The 21,112-nt window shown below is 61.4% G+C and carries 19 protein-coding genes; 4 read left to right on the forward strand and 15 right to left on the reverse strand.

Annotation, left to right across the window (positions count from 1 at the left end; translation table 11 throughout):
• Window positions 1-66 precede the first annotated feature (66 nt).
• The 3 genes from QMO80_RS26750 to QMO80_RS26760 form a co-directional block, all read right to left on the reverse strand.
• Window positions 67-378: a hypothetical protein gene (locus QMO80_RS26750; RefSeq protein WP_283200901.1), complete on the reverse strand. Its 312-nt coding sequence runs from the start codon at window positions 376-378 to the stop codon at window positions 67-69.
• Window positions 379-727: 349 nt separating this feature from the next.
• Window positions 728-1,036, reverse strand: a complete 309-nt coding sequence (locus tag QMO80_RS26755) for a hypothetical protein (protein WP_283200902.1) — start codon at window positions 1,034-1,036, stop codon at window positions 728-730.
• A 232-nt stretch (window positions 1,037-1,268) separates the two neighbouring features.
• Window positions 1,269-1,562, reverse strand: a complete 294-nt coding sequence (locus tag QMO80_RS26760; protein WP_097584852.1) for a hypothetical protein — start codon at window positions 1,560-1,562, stop codon at window positions 1,269-1,271.
• A gap of 406 nt (window positions 1,563-1,968) precedes the next feature.
• Between QMO80_RS26760 and QMO80_RS26765 the strand changes: the two genes are divergently transcribed.
• Window positions 1,969-2,184, forward strand: a complete 216-nt coding sequence (locus QMO80_RS26765; protein ID WP_283200903.1) for a hypothetical protein — start codon at window positions 1,969-1,971, stop codon at window positions 2,182-2,184.
• Between the two features lie 44 nt (window positions 2,185-2,228).
• On the opposite strand, the gene QMO80_RS26770 is transcribed toward QMO80_RS26765, so the two are convergent.
• The 4 genes from QMO80_RS26770 to QMO80_RS26785 all read right to left on the reverse strand — a co-directional run bounded on the left by QMO80_RS26770 (window position 2,229) and on the right by QMO80_RS26785 (window position 4,474).
• Window positions 2,229-2,594, reverse strand: coding sequence for a hypothetical protein (locus tag QMO80_RS26770; protein WP_283200904.1), 366 nt, complete (start codon window positions 2,592-2,594; stop codon window positions 2,229-2,231).
• A gap of 163 nt (window positions 2,595-2,757) precedes the next feature.
• Window positions 2,758-3,024, reverse strand: coding sequence for a BON domain-containing protein (locus QMO80_RS26775; RefSeq protein WP_222140703.1), 267 nt, complete (start codon window positions 3,022-3,024; stop codon window positions 2,758-2,760).
• A 38-nt stretch (window positions 3,025-3,062) separates the two neighbouring features.
• Window positions 3,063-3,329 carry a DUF1488 domain-containing protein gene (locus QMO80_RS26780; protein ID WP_283200905.1) on the reverse strand — a complete coding sequence of 89 codons (267 nt, stop codon included), beginning with the start codon at window positions 3,327-3,329 and terminating at the stop codon, window positions 3,063-3,065.
• A gap of 473 nt (window positions 3,330-3,802) precedes the next feature.
• The gene (locus QMO80_RS26785) at window positions 3,803-4,474 is read right to left on the reverse strand and encodes a hypothetical protein (protein WP_283200906.1); all 672 of its coding nucleotides are present in this window, start codon (window positions 4,472-4,474) and stop codon (window positions 3,803-3,805) included.
• A gap of 822 nt (window positions 4,475-5,296) precedes the next feature.
• Between QMO80_RS26785 and QMO80_RS26790 the strand changes: the two genes are divergently transcribed.
• The 3 genes from QMO80_RS26790 to QMO80_RS26800 all read left to right on the forward strand — a co-directional run bounded on the left by QMO80_RS26790 (window position 5,297) and on the right by QMO80_RS26800 (window position 9,207).
• Entirely contained in the window at window positions 5,297-5,542 is a 246-nt protein-coding gene (locus tag QMO80_RS26790) for a hypothetical protein (protein WP_283200907.1), read from the forward strand.
• Between the two features lie 275 nt (window positions 5,543-5,817).
• Window positions 5,818-7,935, forward strand: a complete 2,118-nt coding sequence (locus tag QMO80_RS26795; protein WP_283200908.1) for a carboxy terminal-processing peptidase — start codon at window positions 5,818-5,820, stop codon at window positions 7,933-7,935.
• 375 nt (window positions 7,936-8,310) lie between these two features.
• Window positions 8,311-9,207: a GGDEF domain-containing protein gene (locus QMO80_RS26800; protein ID WP_283201234.1), complete on the forward strand. Its 897-nt coding sequence runs from the start codon at window positions 8,311-8,313 to the stop codon at window positions 9,205-9,207.
• Window positions 9,208-9,227: 20 nt separating this feature from the next.
• Here QMO80_RS26800 and QMO80_RS26805 read toward each other — a convergent pair whose 3' ends face one another.
• From QMO80_RS26805 to QMO80_RS26840, 8 genes are all read right to left on the reverse strand, one after another.
• On the reverse strand, window positions 9,228-9,641 hold the full coding sequence (locus QMO80_RS26805; protein ID WP_283200909.1) for a hypothetical protein: 414 nt from the start codon (window positions 9,639-9,641) through the stop codon (window positions 9,228-9,230).
• Window positions 9,619-10,086 (reverse strand): hypothetical protein, encoded by a 468-nt coding sequence (locus tag QMO80_RS26810; RefSeq protein WP_283200910.1) that lies wholly within the window; start codon window positions 10,084-10,086, stop codon window positions 9,619-9,621. The genes QMO80_RS26805 and QMO80_RS26810 overlap by 23 nt, the downstream gene beginning before the upstream one ends.
• Before the next feature lie 19 nt (window positions 10,087-10,105).
• Window positions 10,106-11,314 (reverse strand): hypothetical protein, encoded by a 1,209-nt coding sequence (locus QMO80_RS26815; protein ID WP_283200911.1) that lies wholly within the window; start codon window positions 11,312-11,314, stop codon window positions 10,106-10,108.
• Between the two features lie 54 nt (window positions 11,315-11,368).
• Window positions 11,369-12,133 (reverse strand): TfuA-like protein, encoded by a 765-nt coding sequence (locus tag QMO80_RS26820; protein WP_283200912.1) that lies wholly within the window; start codon window positions 12,131-12,133, stop codon window positions 11,369-11,371.
• A complete protein-coding gene (locus tag QMO80_RS26825) occupies window positions 12,123-13,283 on the reverse strand; it encodes a YcaO-like family protein (RefSeq protein WP_283200913.1) in 1,161 nt (386 codons plus the stop codon). The genes QMO80_RS26820 and QMO80_RS26825 overlap by 11 nt, the downstream gene beginning before the upstream one ends.
• 19 nt (window positions 13,284-13,302) lie before the next feature.
• Window positions 13,303-16,311 carry an AAA family ATPase gene (locus tag QMO80_RS26830; RefSeq protein ID WP_283200914.1) on the reverse strand — a complete coding sequence of 1,003 codons (3,009 nt, stop codon included), beginning with the start codon at window positions 16,309-16,311 and terminating at the stop codon, window positions 13,303-13,305.
• A gap of 108 nt (window positions 16,312-16,419) precedes the next feature.
• Complete coding sequence (locus QMO80_RS26835; protein WP_283200915.1) at window positions 16,420-19,029, reverse strand: AMP-binding protein; 2,610 nt, start codon at window positions 19,027-19,029, stop codon at window positions 16,420-16,422.
• A 215-nt stretch (window positions 19,030-19,244) separates the two neighbouring features.
• Window positions 19,245-21,017, reverse strand: coding sequence for an adenylate/guanylate cyclase domain-containing protein (locus QMO80_RS26840; RefSeq protein WP_283200916.1), 1,773 nt, complete (start codon window positions 21,015-21,017; stop codon window positions 19,245-19,247).
• Window positions 21,018-21,112: the final 95 nt, after the last annotated feature.

Genomic DNA, 21,112 nt, shown 5'->3' on the forward strand with positions numbered 1-21,112 from the left:
CTGGCCGCAGTTGGAGGCTCTGAGACAGCCCGTGGGGGCTATCCTTTAATGTGAGTGACTACTGGCTCAATCCTTGAGGCGGTCCATATTGCGAGACCAAGGGAAAGCAATCACCGGTTTCTGCGCAACGGACGTATGTTCGCTTGGTGCTTCCTGTTCAGCAGATCCGGCATCGCGCAGTGCCTCGCGAAGAGCCTGACCTTGCGGATGATCGCCGAAGTGCTGCAGAAAGCTCGAAATCGGCCATCTCGTCTCAGTGCCGCCGGAGGCGTCGTTGGCGCGATGGATCACGATATGCTGGTCCGCAGTTCCGTTATGTCCGAGATACCATGTGTCTCCGTTTGCACTCGCTGCAAATTCTTTTGGCGCTTCTGGCATTCCAGCCTCCTCTGATGGTGCCTGTTATTGTGCCGCTTCCCGGCGCACTGTCCCGCATTTATGGTTTCGGCAAGTGCAGCAAAGGGGCTTGAGTGAACAGCTTGGTCGCTCTGCCGGGCGACCCCGATGATATATTAAAGCAGCAGGTTCATCTGCCGGGGCATTCCGACGCCGTGTCCACTGAGTTGCGGGTAAGTTCATGGCACGGAGCGTCGATGATTTCCCGCGCCTCCGACGCTTGCGCCGAGGGCGATGAGAAGTTCGTCTAGCTGTTCGAACTGCTGCGGCGTGCAACCCGCCATCCCGCTGGCAATGGCTTCGTCGAAATAGTTACTCACCAAGTGTCTGTTCAGGCGCCGGTGGGCGACTTAACCACAACGGCTGAACGAATCCCCTGTATCAACTTGCGATTTTTTTCGAACGCCGCGGATGATTTCGAGGACAGTGGTGTTTTTCCAAAGTGCCGGCTGAGTTCGATGGAAAGGGCAGCGGGCGAGGTCATTCCATCATTATAGAGATTGAACAGCAGCCTGACGGCGATGTTGTAATATTTCGGATCTGCGAGGCTACTGGTGGAATCGTATCCGGCGTCGTCGAGGACGCCTTGCAATACAGCCAGGTCAGAGGTCCGCACAGATATGTTGAGATTGGAAGACATGCTGTCCTCCTTCATTTGGGGCGAAGGCAACAACCGACCTCCACTCAGTAGCGCCCTGAGAAACAGCTACTGAAGATGCATCGTGCGCCTAATCAATGCGGCTGGCAAACTAAATATTCCGGGGTAGCAGGAAGCGGTCGTTCGAATGTAGTTATTCTCGCAATCATCGTTTCCCGGTTCGATAGTCACCAGCGCCAAACAACGTTCCTCGCTGAATCGCCTCGCGGCGTCATCAATTTTTCTTGTCCGCAGGCGGGTGCACAGCTCGCGTGGCGCCTCCTTCGTTTTCCCATGATGCCAAAGCCTCAGGATCGGCATGCAGCTTCCGCCGCCTCGAAGAGGGGTAGGCGGGCGCCGGGATCGTCGCCGCCCTGATGCGTCTTATCACCATCACCTCTTCGTGATGGTCGCCGTTTTCTGAAGCCGCGAGATCTGTCGTCGCGTAGTCCGCTCGCTTGAGGATGGACCGCAGCCGCCAATTCTCGTCGCGTTTTGCAGCAGTTCCAGTCGTGATGATTACTACCATAACCATCCCCTCAAAATTAAACTAATGATGACGGCGAAACTCGCCAGGATGGAAGCCCTGAACAAGAAGTCGCCGTAAGCCACGATATGGAAAGAACGCTTGAGGGTGGAAGACATCTTGTCCTCCTTTGATTGGGGCGAAGGGAGCCACCCCTTGTTCGGCAGCGCCCGTTTCATTGGCTGCCGATATGCAAACATGCGCCTTTATTGCGCTTTATCCAAGGCAAAAGCGACGAACGCTGTGCCAGGCGCCCCTATAATTTTCCGTGCTGGGGCCAGTCGGTCGCGAGGAGAGGCGCGGGCTCTGTCTTAGCTCGTTCAGCGGCAACCAACCTGGCGGCCGCGATAGTACCGGGACGGCACCCGAATTGAATCCTACTATCGCGGCCTGTGTGATATAGTCTCTTATGACCTATTCCCCGAAGGACCTGGAACTCGCGCGCCGGCAAGTGATTGTCGACCGGCAGATGATTTGCGTGCAGCAGGGCCTGATCGACGGAATGCTGGCGCGAGGCGAGCCCGCGGGGCTGGCCAGCGAAAGGCTGGTGAAGTTGACAGAGGATTTGCGCAACCATTGCTTCCATCAGGATCTGATTCAGGCGTCGATCCGATTGGAGCGCTGAGCCAGCCGCCGCCCACGGGGGCGGTCGGCGGGTCTGATCCTTGTTCACTCCCCGGCTTTTTCGTCAGGCTCCTCGGCACGCCTTTCGGCTTCCCGGGTGGCGATCTTCCTGCTGTGATCGGTCCGCGCCTGCTCGAGTTCACCCATTGTAGGAAGATCCCGGACAGCCAGACTCCTATCATCGGCCTCAGTGCTTCGGGGCTTTGTGAACCGATGCCGCGGGTTCTTTGCTTCACGCAGTTCGTCAACTGCGCGCGCTCCCGCGGTCGGCACGGCGAGGTCGATGCGTGCGGCCACGGCATGGGCGATCAATTCATTCGCGGAGGGATTGCCGTCCGGACGCTTTGCGTTAGCGCCGAAGTCGTGGCGGTCACTGGCGGTAAGGGGCTTGGCGTTGTTATGTCTCGACATTTAGATGCCTCTTTTTTCATGAAGTCATGAGCTGCCGTTCGCGCGGGACGCGCTTTCGCGGCCGACTTCCTGCTTGTCGAGCAGGCTGGCGAAGGCGCTGTATAGCGGCCGGGCCGGAATACGACGCAGCCGCGCCATGGAAATGGTGCCGGACGGACTTGTCTCATAAATCCGGCGACAGTTCATTGTGAACCTTGCGCACGCCGTTGGTTCTCAGTGTAATCTCCTCAGCCCGTGACACCTCCGCTTTCAAATGCACCCATCCGGCCAGCGTGATGTCACGGCCGCGCGCGGTGACGAAGATATAGCTGGGGTCGAGATCGCCGGCATGGGCGAGCGCGCTGTAGACGGCCGATTCAAGATCGCCCTGGTCGGGACAGCGGGTCGCCACGCGGCCCGCGACACTGAGATGTTTTCTGTCGACTGACATGGGTTCGGCTCCTGCACGGCCTTGCCGGGTGTAAAAGTCTACCGGCGGATATCCTGCGCCGTCAGGGTATATCGGTCTTTGCCGCCGCGGCCGTAGGCATGGGTAGCCGCTTCCAGAATGATCTCGCGCGCCATGTCGAAGGCTCTCAGGTACTCGTCCTCGGAGCGGCCGGGCTGGCTCGCGGTCCGCAAGGCGTTAGCTTCGACTAAAAACCGCACTTCGAACATGCCGTCATAACCGGAGAAGCGGACCGCATTCCGGCTCTCATCAAAACTACGGCTTTTATTCGGAAAGGTCAGTGTCACGCATTCTCTCCCGAAGGGTCAGTATGCCCAATCCATTCGGACTGTAGCAAGAACATGCTGTTGGGGACGGAGCAGCCGGTCTCGCCTGAGACGCGGCAGGGCTGGTCAAACTGCCGGTGTGCTACGGATGCAGAAACACCGTCATCCTCCTGCGGGGCGCCGGAATTCCTGCGGACGGCTGCAGCTTCGCAGTTCCGCTCCTATAGAAATATAGGGCGCGGCATTCGAATTGCAATGTAGGGGCCGGGTGGCTAGAATCTGCCGTCTGCGCTTGAGGCTGTGACAATGGTTCCCGCTATTAAGCGCGCTTACCTCAGCTTAATTCTTTAAGAATCGCTGAAGGCGATGATCTCCTCGGGCTTGGCCGTCGCCGCCATGCTGGAGATGATTGCATCGAACTTGCCGGCGGCTGAAAACATCATCAGCCATTTTGAGGGCGAGGGAGGCGCCGGACAGTGGACTTCCGCTGATCTTTAATCGCTCATGCAGGCACCACTGCGAAGCTGGTACGGACGATTGCAGTCCCAGCCGTCGCCCGTCGAGTTAAGATGTGCGTTTTCGGGAAGCTTGACCTGCAGGCATTGATTGCTCCTCGTCTCGAAGCCTCGGTCGCATTTCCATTTTTGCCCGTGGGGCGTGTCGACGAAGATGGCATTCTCCGGAACCTGGACGGCGACACACGCCTGATCCTTCTTTTCAAAGCCTCTATCGCACCTCCACTCATTTCCGCCGGTTGTCAGATAGGCCTGGGCGGGGAGTTCGAGCTTGAGGCATGCTTGTTGTGTCGCGCGATAACCTCTTTCGCATTCCCAGCCGGATCCTGTGGTGGTATCGGACAGGAATGCTTTCTCCGGGACTTTAATAAGGTCGCAACCCACATTGGTTTGACGGTATCCACGCAGGCATCTCCAGCGGTCGCCGGAAGATGGGTCGAGATATGCATTGGTCGGGATTTGGACGGTAAGGCACTGGTCCCCCTTCTCGAGAAAGCCGTAGTGGCAATCCCATCCATTGCCAAAGGAGGAGTTCGTCAGAAACGCGTTGTCGGGAAGCTGCACCTCGAAGCAGGTGTCATCCTGCCTTCGAAAACCACGATTGCATGTCCAGCCGGAGCCGTAGCGGCTTGCCTGGGCATTTTCAGGCACCGGCCTTGCGGTCTGGCCGAACGCCGGGGAGCTGAGTCCCGATGCAAATTGCAGGGGAGGACGGTCATCGTCAGGGCCAGCGCCCTGTAATATGATTGGCGCATGAGTTGTCTCCAAAGGCCTGCATCTGCAATCTCCGGGTCCGAATTCCGAGATACAACGCTGATGGCTAAAGAGGGAAAGACAGATACGGTGCGAAGCTACCAGAGCCTTGGCTTTTTCTCGGGAACTTTCTCAGGAAAAATCGGCGTCGGACATATCACGCGACCGACAAGTGACGAGCCATGAAGCTGCCGTCTTTTGCGAACCATCGGAAAAGCCCGATGGACTTCCCGATTGCATGCATTGTGCTTGCCTTCGCCGTTGGCGTTCAGGAGCATTTTCTGGAAATAAAGCAGGAAGCAGGCATGCGAGGATCGGGACGTCATCGCGTCCTCCTCTCGTCGGGGCTAGGGCGCGCGCATGTCCCTCAGGCGGCAGCGCCCTGACCAGTTGCAGCCGACATCGCACCCTGGGCTTCATTTCCGCCTTTGGCAAGCAAGTTTTGCTATTCATGTGGTGCCTTGAAGGAGGCTGATCAAACCCTTACATAAATTGCACGTTTTCAGGCTTTCGGCCAGACTGGCTGGAGCGATTTGTTCTGGATGTGTTCGTCCGGTAGGATTTCCTCCGCCGATAAGTTCTCCGGAGGCGAAAGAGATACGCCAAGATGCAGCAGCGTCTGCTGAACGGTTGGCTGACTTCTTTTTTCCGTTGATACCGCAGACCGGACGGTGATGATCAACTGTCCTCGACAATCGCCCCAATCGCAAGGATGAGGTTATGACCGTTTTCGACTATAGTGCCGGCGCGGGGCTTTACCCGTGCAAGACAATCAAGAGAAAAAGCAGCCTCGCTTACAAAAGGTTCGATACCGTCGCCGAAGCTCTTCGCTTTGCGATCGAGGACATGCCGGCCTCTCTCCTTCGCGGATCCGTGCTCGAAGTCGAGGAGGCGCGCTTTGATGGATTGCAGATGCGCAAACTCTATGAAGCCGAGGCATATCCGCTGACGCGCCGGAAGTCGTGAGGCGGTGGTGCCGCTGCCGCAAAAGGTCAAGTTTATGACGTCGGCGACCTTAGACTCATTGTTGGAGCGCGGACTGCTGCCCAGTCTCGATTCGGACGGGGGGACGCAAGGAGCAGCACGGTATCACCATGGCCGGTGAGATGTGGCTGCCTCCCGGCCGAATACTAAAATGGCGCCCCAGACGCATCCCGTTGCCAGCTGCTTGCCAAAATACCATAATTGCGCCACCTAAATCACCCATCGACAGAGCAGCATAAGAATTGGATCCACGCTGAATGCGCATAGCCTACGTTTTTCTTGGTGCATTTCTTGCAATTGCGCCGTCCGCCTCCGCTGAAGTCGCATCGCCGCCGGTTTTGGCGCCGCTGGAGCGACAGGCGGAAGCCGCCCAGTTGAGCGCGCAATTTCTCTCGCGCTATAGCTATAAGCCCGTTCCGCTCGACGACGCCTTGTCGGCGCGGGTGATGGATGGGTTCATCAAGTCGCTCGATCCTGATCGTATGCTGTTCCTGCAGGCCGATATCGACAAGTTCATGGCTGAGCGCAGCGAGATCGACGATGCGATCGAGCGGAAGGATTTGAAGATCCCGTTTGCGATCTTCAACGCCTATGAACAGCGTGTTGTCGACCGGATGACCTATGCGCGCAGCCTGCTGAAGCAGGATTTCGATTTCAGCGGGCAGGATAATTATTCGGTGCTGCGCGAGAAAGCGCCCTGGCCGCAATCGCAAGCAGAAAGCGATGATCTCTGGCGCAAGCGTGTCAAGAGCGACTGGCTGCGGCTGAAGCTCGGCGGCAAGGCCGATGCGGCCATTCGCGAAACGCTCGACAAACGCTATGAAAACACGCTCGAGCGCGCTTACAAATTCAAGAGCGACGACGTTTTCCAGTCGTTCATGGACGCCTATTCGAATGCGATCGATCCGCACACGGATTATTTCGGCGCGGCCGCTTCGGCCGATTTCGATGTATCGATGAAGCTTTCGCTGTTCGGCATCGGGGCGGTGCTGCAGGAGCGCGACGACTATACGACGATCCGTGAGCTGGTGCCCGGCGGGCCGGCTGAACTTTCCGGCAAGCTTGCGGTCGGAGACCGCATCACCGGCGTCGGCCAGGGCAAGAATGGGCCGATCAAGGAAGTGGTGGGCACTCGCCTTGATGAGGTCGTGCAGATGATCCGCGGGAAAAAGGGCTCGGTCGTGCGCCTCGACATCCTGCCGGCCGATGCCGGCGCCGATGCCACGCATCGCGTCGTCAGCTTGGTGCGCGACAAGATCAGCCTGGAAAAGCAGGCCGCCAGGAAGACCGTGCAGACCGTGAAAGTCGGCGATACCGAGCGCAAGATCGGCATCATCACCCTGCCGGTCTTCTATGAGGATTTTGAAGCCAAGGGCAAAGGCGACAAGGATTACAAAAGCGCCAGCCGCGATGTCGCCAAGCTGCTCGGCGAGTTGAAGGATGAAAAGGTCGACAGCGTTCTCGTGGACCTTCGCAACAATGGCGGCGGTTCATTGGAAGAGGCGATCGATTTGACCGGCCTCTTCATTGGCAAGGGTCCGGTCGTTCAGCAGCGCCGCAGCGACGGCAAGATCGAGGTCAAAAGCTCGGATCTGGCGGAGCCTGTCTGGTCAGGCCCGATGGGTGTGCTGATCAATCGCGGCTCTGCCTCGGCCTCGGAGATTTTTGCCGCGGCCATCCAGGATTACGGCCGCGGCGTGATTGTCGGCGAAGGCAGCTTCGGCAAGGGCACGGTGCAGACGGTCGTCGATCTCGACCAGATGGTTCACAACAGCAAGCCCGAATATGGCGAGCTGAAGGTGACGATCGCCCAGTTTTTCCGGGTCAATGGCGGCACGACGCAGCTGCGCGGCGTCACCCCCGATATCAGCCTGCCGGGATTGTCCGATCCGACCAGCTTCGGCGAGACCAGCTATGACAATGCCCTGCCATGGGCGGAGATCAAGCCGGCGAAATACGCGCCCGAGGGCAATGTCACGGCCTTGCTGCCGGCATTGCAAAGCCGCCATGATGCACGGGTCAAGGGCGATCCGGATTTCCAGCGCCTGGTGAAAGACATTGCCGACCTGAAGGCGCAGCGCGAGAAAGGCATCGTCTCCCTGAACGAAGCCGAACGCCGCAAGGAAGCGGCGGCGCGCGAGAAGCGGTTCAAGGAGCGGGCGCAGGCAAGCGATGGCGACAATCCCGCCGGCGATGACGGCCTGGAGGCGGGCGAGCGCAGCCTGAGCGCCGATATCGCCCTCGAAAACGCCCGCAAGAACGCCAAAGACGTCCTGCTCGAGGAGGCCGCCGCCATTCTTGCGGATGAAGTGGGCTTGCAGGACGGCGTGTTGAATGCCGCCACGAAACCAGCGGGACAGGCGGACGGGAAATAGGCGTAGCGACTGGGTAGGAAATAGCTCCCCGTTTTGACGGGGAGAGGGGACGTGCCCTGCGAGAGGGGGATGGAGACGGAGAGGTCGCGGCATACCCCTTCGCCCCGTTTACGGGGAGAAGGTGCCGGCAGGCGGATGAGGGGCGCCCTCGCCGATCTCCCAGCCGGGATATCGCGTAGCTATTGAGATCCTGTTCGTTCCCGACCAGCGAAAAATGCAATCGCTTGGGCGCATCATCATGCTTTTGCCGCTGGTGCAGAGCTGTCGCGTTGACGTTTCCGTAATCACGGGAAGCGCCTTAGCTTGATGCAGCCGGGTCTTTCCTCGTAGGATTTCTGCGCCATGTCATGCCAGGACAATCAGACAGGGTTCGGTATGGACGCGCTCGTCGAACAGCTTCTCAATCTCTCCGCACACACCGAAACGCTGATTGCGGTCTATGATGGCGATGACCGCCTGCAATATGCCAACAGCGCCTTTCGTTCGGCCTATTTCATCGAGCCGGAGGAGACGCCGCTCTGGCCGGATCTCATGCGGCGCAATTTCGAGCTCGGCCGGGGCACCGTCCTTCGGACCGATGATTTCGAGGCGTGGCTGCGCTCGACCCAGTCGCGCCGCGGCAAGATCGGCTATCGCGCCTTCGAGACCGATTTGTGCGACGGCCGATGGCTGTGGATGACCGAGGCGGTGCAGAGTAACGGCTGGATGCTGTGCATCGCCAGCGACATCACCAGGCTCAGGGCGCAAGGCAGGACGGTCCGGCAGGATCGCGATCAGGCGATCAAGGCGTCCTATACCGACGAGCTCACCGGTGTTGCCAACCGCCGCTTCGTCATGGCGAGGGTCGAAGATATGCTGGCCGCCGCCCGCAATGGCGGCAGCGGCTGCCTTGCCGTCTTCGACATCGACAATTTCAAGCAGATCAACGATCGGCTCGGCCACCACGCCGGCGATCTCGTGCTGCGTGATTTCGCCCACCGCATTCACCAGAGCGTTCGCCGCAACGATTGTTTCGGCCGGGTCGGCGGCGAAGAATTCCTCCTCGTCATGCCGGCCACCGGCCCGGACGACGCCATCGCCATGATCGAGCGCATGCTGACGGTGATCCGCTTCTCCCGGCCGCTGCCGGACTCACCCGATTTCAGCTGCACCTGCTCGGCCGGCATCGCCGCCTGCCTGCCGACGGACAGCGCCTCGGAGCTTTACCGGCGGGCCGATGAGGCGCTCTATGCCGCCAAGCTGAGCGGCCGCGACAGGGTGCGCGCGGCGTAGCGTGTCGGGGTTGGAACGCGCTACTTCCCGCGTTTATTGCCCGCGATTTGCTGCGCTAAAGCGTTGACCTTTGCGTCAAGGTTGTCGAGATCGCTTTGCAACGCAGCCGCTATTTTGGGAACGTAGATATTCCCTCCGGGAGCGCAGTCATCTGGGATGTTGTAAGTGGAGGAAGACGCTACGGATTTGGCGTTTGTCGCCTCGACGTAGATTACAGCCTCGTTTTTTTCATCAAGTTCCACGGTTATTTCGAAGATGGAGGAACTAGTCGTCGTCAGGTTTTTGAGGACGCCCTTCTTCTTGTCTGTGTAGGGATTTTTCTGATCATCCTCGACTGTGAAACCTGTAAAAACCTGTGTCACATTTATCTTTAATTCACACGGCATGACTCTTCTCCCCGTTGGAATCGAGTTAATCATTGCTGAGGCGGCCATTGCGATGTGCCGTTCTGAGTGTGATGGCGTAGGAACTCGGAGATCGCTTTCCCGGCAGCTGGGCATCCAGAATAAGCGCTCTTGCATCTGCGAAGCTCGTCGAGATTTCCAGAATTTGTGACGATGCTGTCAGCCGCCACATCATATATCCCAGAGAATCGAAGCCACAGCCGGCCGCCGGTTGTGCAATCGGACCCGTGACGATAAAAATCCGGTTGGAATCCAATCTGTAACAATGACCTTCGAAGGCGTAGCCATAGGCCAGGACGGTCGATCCGGTGATGCCGACCGTGCTTGCGAGTCTTACCTGCAGTTCCGCCTTTCCCACCATCCCGACATTGAGATGGGCAACGCCGCTCGTGTCATTCAACTCTACGCCATAGAGTATGATCTCATCCGCCTTATAGCGGGGTCCAGAAGGTGCTGGAACGCTGTCGTCTGTCATCGATGCCTCCCGTCGTTGGTTAGAGAATGCCGCGCCACCTCATGCAATCTTCAAGCTGATCGAGATAGGAGATCCCGCGCCCGCGGCTGGCCGCCTCGAGGAAGGCCAGGGCCGCCGCTTCGAAGGTCAGGCTGTCGGGATCGAGGTATCTCCAGGAGCGGATGAGCGCTTCGCCGATGATGTCGCGCGCCTCCTGCAGGGCGGCTTTCGATGCGAAATGCGTCCGCTCATAGGATGCTGCCGAGACGTGAAGTCTTTCTTCCATCAGCGCCGGCGCCATCTGCTGGCGCAGATCGCTGAACCGCCTCGGATCGATATCCGACACGCCGCGCTCGAAGAGCAGCGACTGGTAGACCTCGACGAGGCAGTCGAAGAGGCCGGCTGCAAAGGGTTTGGAGCGGTCGTGCACTTCCTGGCTGACATCGCCGATGCGAAGCGAGTTGTTGAGTGATCGCAGCTGCTTCTCGTCGCTGAGCTCGGCGAATTTGTCGAGTTCGTTGTGCAGCAGCAGATTGCCGCCGGTGCGGCGCAGCAGCCGGTCGAGCGCCGTGTCGAACTGCAGCAATCCCAGCAGCGAGATGAAATCGGCGATCGCTTCGTGATAGGAAAAGAAATCGCAGCGCGATCCGTCGCCTTCGAGGATGCCGAGTTCGCTCAGCAGAATGAGGTGGCCCATTTCATGGGCGACCGCGTCGAAATTCAGCGCGAAACAGGATGCCCTGCCGTGCTCCTCGCTTTCGCCGAGCTCGAGAAAGCCGAAGCCGGACTGGGCGTTTTGCCAATGCGGGATGCGGGGGACGATTTCCAGCCGTTCCAGCGTCGGCTGGAAGAACCAGACGATCGCGCGGCCGAGATAGCTCTCGCAGATGTCGAGAACGCGGCGGGCGCAGGCATAGCTGTGGGTCGAAAGGAAGGCCGGCGAGCCCGGCCCGATGTGATCGAAATGGCCGTCGGGGCCCGGCTCGGCCGGTGGCCGCAGCAGGCCGGGATAGGGCGGGATATAGGGCGCGGCATAGGGCAATTTCGGCTCGACCGGATTGGCCACATAGATCCGGCCGTCGGACGGCCCCGCCAGGATCGGCCCCGCCGAAGGCCCGATCCACACCACTTCGGGCCTTTCGTAACCGGGAATGAAGGAGGGCTGGGGAAAGACAAGGAAACGTGTTCCGAGCGGCCGCTCTGGAGCTGCCCCGTTGCCTGCGCCCTCGTTCTGCGTGATGGCATCCACTGCTGCCCCCACCGCCCGTTGCCCAACGTCAAGCGATCGTTAACTATACCAGTACTACGTGCCATTTGGCAATAAACTATCGAGGATGTTGTAGTACTCCATGTCGTTGGCAAATGATTCCGTAAGTTCAAACGCAAAAGGAAGGGCTTTATCCGGCCGGTTGATCTTTTGATCGGCGAGATATGTCAGAAGATTTACCGCATCGCGGCACTTGCGGCTTGCCGCTCCGGTTGGCAGCCAGGCCTTCAGTGCTTCGATTTCGCCTCCGGCGGCGCAATTGTTTTCAGCCGCTGCCAGGAGTTTCGGGAAGGATCTTTCGCTGAAGTGAAGCGCGCGCGCCAGAGATTCGAGCTCGCATCGCAGCCGTCTTTCGATGATGCCGGTGCGCTCGGCGCTTTTGAGCGTCAGCCTGATATCGATCAGAGCGTCGCCCAGGGCGCGTGATCCGAGTGCCGCGGGGGCCATCGGCACCGTGACGTCGGCATCGTCGGCGAGCGGGTGCCTTCGGTACCACCGGTAGACCAGCCCGTGGCCGATCATGCCCTGGGGCGCGAGTTCGGCTGCCCTGAGCGCGCCGATGCTGGCGGCGCCATAGATGCGCACGCCGCGGGCCATCGCCCAGAGGATTTCCTGATGGCGAACGGCCGGAAGCTGGCCGAAGACGCCGTCGATCAGCACGATCGCCGCCGGCGCATATTTGGTGACGGCCCGCACGACATCGGCGCAGCCGACGGGGGGAAGATAGATCGCATCCAGACAGGTCCGGGCTTGCGCCTCTGAGAGGGTGGGGCCGAGGAAAACCACGATATCATCCCGCAAGATCGGCCTCCGGATTTGTCTCCAGCGGCGGAGCGACGACGCGGACGACGTGAAGCGGAATGCGCTCATCCGAATGAAGGACGACAAGAGCGGCCGCATGCGCGCCGGCCAGCTGCAACGCCTCGATGATCGGCCGGATGGATCGCTCTTCGGCCGCGGGACGGTCCGTGGGAAAGGAACGGCCCCCCTTTGCGAGCTGCAGCCGCCAGGCGGCCAGTTCGCCGGCGTCGGCATGGGCGTAAAGCTCCGTCCTGATATCGTCGCGCGCCGCCGAAATAACCCCGAGGCGGGACTGGCAGGCTTCCAGCAAGGCGCTGGTCAGCGCCCTGTTGTGGCTGACATCGCAGCCGAAGCCTTCCGCCGGCAGCGGCGCAAAGGGGGCCCGGCTGGCATCTTCCATGACGTGGCACCAGTAGACCGGCAGCGCGTGCGGCGTCGGGATCTGCCAGATGCCGACGACAAAACCTGCCTGGGAAAGCCGCCGCATGATGTCGCCGGCGTTTCCCGATTGCACGGACCGGCTGTCGATCTGGCAGCGGTCGAAGAAATGCGGCGTCTTCATCGCCGTGCAGCGGGCCTGCCGCTCCAGGATCTCCAGGCAGGCATGCAGGACAGCGCCTTGCAGGCTCGTGCCTGCGGCAAGGCCCGTCGTGTCCCGGGCGATCCAATGGGGATGCGGCGACGGGACGATGTAGGCGGTATCGACCAGGGCAAGCGGTACGGCCATTTTCCGCCCCGAAAGGAGATCCAGCCCGGCAATCCAGGAGAGCATCGCCTCGTCCCGGCCGGTGCCGACGTGCGACCAGTCTCCCCTTACGTTCATGTCTCGCAGGCTTGCGGTGAAGATGCGCGCCTGATCAATCCGCTCCGAGGCCCAGCCTTCGAGGGATTCCATCAGGCCCGATATCGCCGCCAGGGGAAAGGTCAGCCCCTTGCCCTGGCTGACGGCGACGGAGCGTGAGTGCGGCCGCACGACCTGGACAACGGGAACGCCGATCCAGTCGAGCTCGGTGATCGAGCCGAGCCTGGTGATGCCATAGTCCTTTCTGCGCGCAAGGATGCGCTGCACCGTCTGCCGGGGATCGGGCGGCGAGGGGGGCCGGATATTGAAGACGGTATCGAGGATGTTATCGAGCGTCTGTTCGTCCATCACATCCTGCCGTCCGAGGTTAAAATATCGCCAGCCCGTTCAATGTGCGCCTTGCTCTTTCGGCCAGCCAGCCGGCCTTCTGGCTTTCGGCAATCTGGATGGCGCGTGTCAGGTCCCTTTTTATCGATGCCGGCGGCTCGTTCAGATCACGCCTCAGTTTGGCGCTGCGGCGGTAGAGTTCGGCAAGCCAGAAGGATTGGCCGCTGCTGCGCCCGACATCGATGGCATTCTGGACGGTCGCCAGGGCTTCGGCCGACCGGCCGAGATGCTGCAGCACTTGCGCATGCATGTCGCTGTGCATGGAAAAATTGTCATCGGTGCCCAATTGCTGCTGGAGAGCAAGGCCACCGGCAAAACGCTCTTCGCCGCCTGCTGCGGACGACGTCATCAGCTCCGCCCAGCCGCAATACATGTTGGCCCGCGCCTGGCTTGCCGCCAGCCCGTGCCGCTCGGCGAGCGACAGCATCTGTTCGCCGAGTGCATGAACATCGTCATATCGGCTTTGGCAGCGGGCAAGCACCATGGCGTAATAGAGCGCATGCACCATGCTGCCGGCGTGATCCGTGGCGTTCGCCCATTCCAGGCATTGTTCGATCGCACTTTCGCTCGCGCCGGTTTCGTCGAGCAGCAGGTAGGAGAGGGCGCTTTCGCCCAAGCCGCAGACTTTGGCGTCATGTCCGCCGAAGAAGGCTCGATTCCGCACCGCGCTTTCGGGGTCATAGAGAGTAAGGCCTTCGGCCACACAATCGAGACAAAACTCATGCTCGCCGGCATGGAAGCTCGTCGCCCAGCCGCAATGATAGGATTGAAGCCTTGTCTCGCGATCTTCGACGGCCTGCATGTCGCCGACGAGAATGCGCGCTCGCGACTGCTGGGTCAGAATGTTGGGGGCGGTGAACCACCATCCCCAATAGACCGGGAAATGTTTCGCGCGCACGGCCGAGGACTGTTTGCGCAGAAGCTGCATGGCGCGGGCATAGACCCGCCGCGCGCTCTCCGATCCCTCGCCTTCGAGTGCGCTCGCCACGAGGCCTTGAAGTTCGAACAGGCTGAGCGCCAGTTCGGTGCGGTCGGGGTGGCGCCGGGAAAGGCTGTCGACCTCTTCGGCGCAGAGTTCGAGCGAGACGTTTGCCTCCTGCATTGCCGAGCGGAGAACGCTTGCCTCCGCCGCCGCCAGGGCAAATCGGGCAGCAGCGTCATGCAGGCCCGCTTCGGCACACTGCCAAGCGGCGATCGCCGCCGGCAGGCTGGGTTTTCCCTCGCCGATCAGGAAATCTGCGATCCGCCGGTGGATGCGACGGCGGTCGCTCTTGAGAAGACTGCTGTAGGCCGCTTCTTGCGCCAGCACGTGCCGGAACTGATAGGAGCCACGCGTGACGGTCGAGCGCTCGATGATGCCTTGAGACAGAAGCCGCTCGATATCGACGTCGACGGTGCGGCGGCTGCCCGCTTCGACGAGATAGGTGAGCAGCGAGACGCTGAATTCGCGGCCGATGACACTGGCAAATTGCGCCGCCCGGCGGGCCGAACCGGTCGCAGCAAGCCTCGCGGACAGCAGATCGTTGAGCGAGGTGACGCCGCCTTCCAGCAGCAGCCCTTTCCATTCCGAGAGTGATTTGCCCAATGGCTGCCTTGCGCGGAAGAAACTGGCGAGTTCTTCCGCGTAGAGCGGCATGCCGTCGCATTGGTCGAGAATGAAATCCGAGAGGCCGGGCGGGGGATGCTCCCGCCAGATCGAGGCGACGAGATCGCGAACCGCGGCAGCCGTCAGCCCTGGCAGTTCGATCTCGCTTGCAAGCGCGAGTGATCGCCGGATTCTCGATGTCTGAATGACGAGGATCGGAAGCCCGGCGGCCAGCGATCCCAGCCTGTCGATCAGCTCCAGCGTCATGTCGTCGGCCCAGTGTACGTCCTCAAAGACGAGGAGCGTCGGGACCGCCTTGCATGTCAGAATGTCGGCGGCGGCTTCGATGACTTTTCGCCGGAAGGCGCGCCCGGAGAGATCAGAGACGCGGATATTGCGCGACGTCGCCGGCGAACGCTCGGCGGTGAAGGCGAGGATGGCGTCGGCGACGGCTGCATCGACGTCCCGGCCGGAGGCGTGAAGAGCCCGCATAAAGGCGTCCTTGTCGCCATCCTTCAGGACCGAGGGTTCGGCGGCCAGCCGTTCGAGAAACGAAACGAAGGGATGCAGCGGCTGGCTCTCCAGGCGCCTGCCGCACTGAAAGATTACTGTCTCATGCGCAGTCTGCCGCAGAGTTTCGGCGAATTCGCCGACCAGCCTGGATTTGCCGATGCCGGCCTCGCCGACGACGGCGATCAGACGTCCCTTGCCGCCGACGGCCGAATTCCAGGCGCTGGAGAGGGCGGCAAGCTCCTTCTCTCTGCCTCGGATCGGCCTGTCCCCTGCCTCAGGCGGCGATGGCTCGGCGGTCGATCGATCGCGCTCCTGCGGGCGCCACAGCGCAATCGGATGTTCGAACCCCTTGAGCCTTGCCTCCCGCAGCAGGCTGTAGTCGAATTTCTGCCGGGTGAGCTGAACCGTGGAATCGGCGACAAGGACGGAATTGGGATCGGCCTCGGCTTGCAGGCGGGCGGCCAGAACCGGCGCAGTGCCGACGATCTCATCGCCGGCCGTGGAGAAGACGACAAGACCGGTGGCCACCCCGATCCGCAGCCGGAACGGCCTGCGTGCCTTGGCTTTGGTCTGGGCCTCGGTCTGCGTCTGGGCCCCGGCCACGACGCGCAGCAGCTCCAGAGAAGCGCGCACCGCGCTTTCAGCGGCATCTTCGGACTGTTCGGGATAGCCGAAGAAACAGCATCCGCCATCGCCGAGCCGCTGATGAAGAAATCCCCCGTGCTTTTTGATGATCGCTTCGGCGCTTTGATGTAACGCCGACACGGACCGGAAGAATTTCTCCGGCTCGCTGCGCAACAACAGTTCCGTGGAGCCGACGATGTCATAGAAAAGGGCAGTGACCTGTCGCCGTTCACCTGTAAACCGAATCCGTGCGTCGAGGGTTTTCATAGCGGGGCGCCCAACACCACTGAAGCCGTATTCAGGACATCCGATTTAATGCCTGCATGCAAGCTTTTCGTGCGGTAATGCTAATATATTCTGCTGTTCGCTTACGGTTCAGACAGTCTCCGCCATCACCGTACGTCGGGCCATGCCGCGAGCCATTGCTATCCCGCCAAGCAGATTGCGAAGGTCGGCCGCGATTTTGTTGGCGATGACGCCGAGCGCCAGGCCGCCTGATATCGCCAGCAGATGAAAGAGGGGAGCCGGCAGCACGGCCGCTGCCTCAGGCATCAGCAGTTCCGGCACGAAACGGTGCAGCAGGTAGGTTGGGAAAGCCGAAACGGCGATCAGCGTCACCAGACGCCCCAGCCGCACGGGCAAGTGAATGCGCGGCAGGTAGAGAAGGGCGAGAAGCGCTGCGAAGATCGTCAGATATTTGACCGTCGTGCCGATCCAGAGCGTTTCCCAGAAAGCGAGATAACCGAGCACGGCGGCGGCAATCGCCGTCAGGATGATCCGCTGCGCCTTCCTGCCGGCAAGGCCCGCGCACCAGCCGAACATGGCGAGATGCAGGCCCCAGTAGAGGGTGAAAATCTGCCGCCTGCCGACATCGAAGAGGAGCGGCAGCGAAAACCGCGCCGCGACCGCCAGCGCCAGCAGCGCGAGCGAGAAGGCGAAGGGTTGCGCTCGCGCCAGCCTGCGCACATCAGGCACGGCAAAAACCATTAAGAAGACGAGAAGTGTCTGCGCATAGGTTTCGATGAACCAGTAGAGATAGGGAAGCATCTCGTGGCGCTCCGGCTCGGCATAACCGAAATTGCCGGTCAGCGTGACCGAGGCCCAGGGAACGGTGCGCCAGGCGAGGCCATAGGCGGCGACGATGAGAAAATAGGGAACGAGGACGTTGATTGCCGGCCGCAGCGCAGGGCGGAAATTGCCGGCGAGGAAATGGCCCGACTGGAAGCGCGCCAGGCTGAAGCCGACGAGGAGCAGCATCACCCCCGATCCGCCGGGAATGGGCCAGAGCATTTGGTGATGGACCACGACGAGCAGGATGGCGATCGCCCTCAGCACCAGATCGGTCGGCAGCGCCCTGACCTCGGCGCTATCGGTCCGTGCAGGCTGCGGGGCGACATCGAGCGCGGCGATCGCCGTCTGCTCCCAGCCCTCCGGCAGCGCGATACCCAGCCTGTCGAGTTCCATCGTCAATTGCAGGAAGCGCAGTGAATCGCCGCCGAGCGAGACGAAGCTGTCGTTGCGGCTGACCCTGTGGGGATAGAAGACCCTGCTATAGGCATCGAGCACGCTGACCGCCGCGGCGCGGCTCGTTTGGCGCGTCGTCAGCATCTCTTCGCTGAGACCGGCATAGTCGATCTTGCCGGAGGCAAGCCTCGGCAGCTCTTGTCGCGCCCTGACGGAGATCAGGCTCGCCGGAAGATGGCTCGCTTCGACGAGCACATCAAGCGCCCGGTCGGCGTCACGCGCATCGGTCACATAGGCCTGCAGACCGTGATCGTCACCGACAACGGCCGCCGCGATCCCCTTCTCCGCCAGACCCTGCTCCATGATGTCGAAGCCGATCCGCAGCCCGGCGATCTTGGCGAAACGGCTCTTGCGGCCGACGATCCTGTAGAAGCCGTCCTCGTCGCGCATGGCGATGTCGCCGGTCTTCAATGCCGCGACCTCGGCGCCGCGCCGAAGATCGGCGCGGTCGGCGCCGTAGCCCATCATCACGTTCGGGCCGGCATAGACGAGCTCTCCGGCAACATCAGGTCGGTCGAGCGGATGCCCGTCATCGTCGACGAGGCTCAGGCTGCCGCCGGGAATGGCGATGCCGATCCGCTCCTCATTGTCGCCCAGGCTTTCCGGCGGCACGAAGGCGATGCGGGCGGCTGCCTCGGTCTGGCCGTACATGACGAAGAGGCGGCCGCCGTTTGCGCGCATATGGTCGCGGTAGAGGCGGATGAGCTCGGGCGCCAGCCGTCCGCCGGCCACCGTCATGAAGCGCAGCGCCTTGAATTCGTGGCTTCGGAAGCGCGTCCTTTCCATCAGCTCATAGGAATAGGGCACGCCCGAAAGATTGGTGCAGCCGCTGTCGCCGAGCAGTTTTGCAAAATCCTCGCTCACCACGGAGACGCCGGGAATGAAGATGCTGCCGCCGGCAACGAGATGCGAATGGAGGACGGAGAGGCCGTAGGAATAGTGAAGCGGCAGAACGAGGGCGGTTCTGTCGGCGGGGGAGAGCTCGAGATAGTCAGCGATCGCGCGCGCATTGGCGTCAAGACTGGCATAGGAAAGGCGCACGGCTTTCGCGGACCCGGAACTGCCTGAGGTCTTCAGCAGCAAGGCGAGATCCGGATGCAGCGGCGCGTCGTTTTGCCCGGGCCGGCTTTCTTCGACGAGCCGCCAGCGGCCGTCGGCCGGCCGGTAGGTGAAATCCGGCTGAAAGGCTGACAGAAACTCTTGCCATTGCCTGTCATCGCAGGGCGGCAGCATCGCCACCGCATGGCCGGCGCGCAACGCGCCGAGATAGGCGACGATCGCATGTTCCGAGAGATCAGCCGAAATCGCCACAAGCCGCTTTTCCCCCCGTCCCAGCCGCTCGGCAAAGCGCTGCGTCTGGGCGTCGAGATCGGCATAGGAGAGCGTGCGACCGTCGGCGAAGATAAGGGCTGGGCGCTGATCGGCGCGAGCGATTTCAGAAAACAGGTCGGCGGGGATCATGCTTACGCTTCGAATGGCAGAAACTGGCGAAGCGGGTATAATCCTTGATAATTGCAGTCAAGTAATTTGCGGCTGTATGACCTCGGTGCGGCGCATTTCGCGCTCGGCTGCGAGAAGGGCGGCTTCGCGCCCGGCGCAACGGCCGTTAGAACCCCAGGCCCGTCTTATCACGGCCTTCAATCCGGCGAGAAGACATGTGGCCGCCTGCTCACTCGTCATTGTACGACGCCGGCCTTGCGTAACCCCTCTACGGCGAGCTCGAAATCGTCGGAATTCTTGAAGGGCAAGACTTTGCGGCGGTATTCCAAGGAGAAGTCGGGATTGATGCGCAGCACCTCCTGCCACGTCGCCCGAGCCTCTTCGAGACGGCCGAGGTGTCCGTAACAGGCGGCGAGAAGCGCCCGCGAGACATCGGTGACGGGATTGCGGCTCACGCGCTGCAGCAACAGTTCGACGGCCTCTTCGTACCTTTGCAGCTGAAACCAGGCCCAGGCCTGAAAGTGGAGAACGACATCCGGAAAGTAGGGGTTCAGGACCCTTGCCCGATCGAAACAGGCGAGTGCCTCCTCGGATCTGCCTGAATAGAGAAGTGCCTCGCCCAGGCTGACCTGCCCTTCGGCGAAATTCGGATTGAGGACGATCGCACGCTCGGCCTCGCCGATGGCGCTATCGTGCCGGCGCGAGTAAAGCCTGACCACACTCAGCGCCCAGTGCGCCACGGGATCGCTGTCATCCCGCGCTACCGCCAGCGTCGCAGCCTCTTCGGCCTGCTCGATCGATCGCTGCGGCGACGCGCTCCAGCGGTTCAGGTAGTCGAGCCCGTGGGTCAGGGCGAGGAAGGCGTGCGCCGAGGCGAAGTTCGGGTCCAGTTCGACGGCATGTTGTAAAAGGTTGCGGGCGTCGCTGTTCGTTTGCTTCGTCAGCCGGTGCCATAGCTCCCGGCCACGCAAGAAGCAGTCATACGCCTCGGGGTGCCCGGTCTGCCCCGGCGCCAGCCTTTTCCGATCGCCCTCCGTCAGGTTGACCGCCAACGCGTCGACGATCTGCTGCGTGACATCGTCCTGAACCGCGAATATGTCGGTGAGCTCGCGATCGAACCGCTCCGCCCAGAGATGCCCACCGGTGGTCGCGTCGATGAGCTGCGCGGTGATGCGGACCCTGTTCCCCGATTTGCGGACGCTGCCCTCAAGGACATGCCGGACGCCGAGCTTCGTGCCCACCTCCTGCACATGGACGTTCTTGCCCTTGAAAGTGAACGACGAATTGCGGGCGATGACGAAGAGCTGCGACAGTTTCGATAGCGCCGTGATAATGTCTTCCGAGATGCCGTCGGCGAAGTAGTCCTGTTCGGCGTCCCCGCTCATGTTGACGAAGGGCAGGACGGCGATCGACAGCTTCGGCGACGCTGCCGCCCCCGGTTGGCCCCCCGCGGTTTCCGGGGTCGCGGCTGCCTTGATCCCGGCGCTGCCGACTTGCAGCGAATAGACCCGGATCGGCTCGGCGATGTTCTTGAGTTGCGTGTTGCCGAGATCGCTGACCGAGAGGTCGAGCCTCGCCTTGACTTGGCGATAGGCATCCTCGGACAGGCAGATCGCGCCCGCCGCGGCGACGCTCTCCAATCGCGAGGCGATGTTGACGCCGTCGCCCATCAGATCGCCGTCGCTTTCCTCGACGACGTCGCCCAAATGGATACCGATCCGGAACTCGATGCGACGGTCCTGCGGCACGCCGTCATTGCGCTCCACCATGCCGTTCTGCACCTCGATGGCGCAACGTACGGCGTCCACCACGCTGCGGAACTCGACCAGCGCACCATCGCCGGTTCGTTTCACCACCCGGCCATGATGCACGGCGATCGTCGGATCGATGAGATCGCTGCGCAGTGCCCGCAACCGCGCCAGGATGCGCTCCTCATCGGCGCCGGCAAGCCTGCTGTACCCAACCACATCAGCAGCCAGGATTGCAGCCAGCTTTCGGATCTCGCTCATGGCGCCGTCTCCTCCCTTTCAGGATAGCAGGGAGACAGAGGGCAAGAAAGAAGTTTTAGCCGCTGGTGAAGCGATCTCGGTTGCGGTCGAGCTGG

Source organism: Rhizobium sp. BT03 (assembly GCF_030053155.1).
GTDB lineage: Bacteria > Pseudomonadota > Alphaproteobacteria > Rhizobiales > Rhizobiaceae > Rhizobium.

Excerpts from the sequence above, each read along its gene's own strand:
- QMO80_RS26795 (WP_283200908.1), top strand. The coding sequence starts at position 5,818 with ATGCGCATAGCCTACGTTTTTCTTGGTGCATTTCTTGCAATTGCGCCG.
- QMO80_RS26810 (WP_283200910.1), bottom strand. The coding sequence starts at position 10,086 with ATGACAGACGACAGCGTTCCAGCACCTTCTGGACCCCGCTATAAGGCG.
- QMO80_RS26760 (WP_097584852.1), bottom strand. The coding sequence starts at position 1,562 with ATGGTAGTAATCATCACGACTGGAACTGCTGCAAAACGCGACGAGAAT.
- QMO80_RS26770 (WP_283200904.1), bottom strand. The coding sequence starts at position 2,594 with ATGTCGAGACATAACAACGCCAAGCCCCTTACCGCCAGTGACCGCCAC.
- QMO80_RS26765 (WP_283200903.1), top strand. The coding sequence starts at position 1,969 with ATGACCTATTCCCCGAAGGACCTGGAACTCGCGCGCCGGCAAGTGATT.
- QMO80_RS26805 (WP_283200909.1), bottom strand. The coding sequence starts at position 9,641 with ATGGCCGCCTCAGCAATGATTAACTCGATTCCAACGGGGAGAAGAGTC.
- QMO80_RS26840 (WP_283200916.1), bottom strand. The coding sequence starts at position 21,017 with ATGAGCGAGATCCGAAAGCTGGCTGCAATCCTGGCTGCTGATGTGGTT.
- QMO80_RS26790 (WP_283200907.1), top strand. The coding sequence starts at position 5,297 with ATGACCGTTTTCGACTATAGTGCCGGCGCGGGGCTTTACCCGTGCAAG.
- QMO80_RS26825 (WP_283200913.1), bottom strand. The coding sequence starts at position 13,283 with ATGGACGAACAGACGCTCGATAACATCCTCGATACCGTCTTCAATATC.
- QMO80_RS26750 (WP_283200901.1), bottom strand. The coding sequence starts at position 378 with ATGCCAGAAGCGCCAAAAGAATTTGCAGCGAGTGCAAACGGAGACACA.
- QMO80_RS26835 (WP_283200915.1), bottom strand. The coding sequence starts at position 19,029 with ATGATCCCCGCCGACCTGTTTTCTGAAATCGCTCGCGCCGATCAGCGC.
- QMO80_RS26775 (WP_222140703.1), bottom strand. The coding sequence starts at position 3,024 with ATGTCAGTCGACAGAAAACATCTCAGTGTCGCGGGCCGCGTGGCGACC.
- QMO80_RS26755 (WP_283200902.1), bottom strand. The coding sequence starts at position 1,036 with ATGTCTTCCAATCTCAACATATCTGTGCGGACCTCTGACCTGGCTGTA.
- QMO80_RS26830 (WP_283200914.1), bottom strand. The coding sequence starts at position 16,311 with ATGAAAACCCTCGACGCACGGATTCGGTTTACAGGTGAACGGCGACAG.
- QMO80_RS26800 (WP_283201234.1), top strand. The coding sequence starts at position 8,311 with ATGGACGCGCTCGTCGAACAGCTTCTCAATCTCTCCGCACACACCGAA.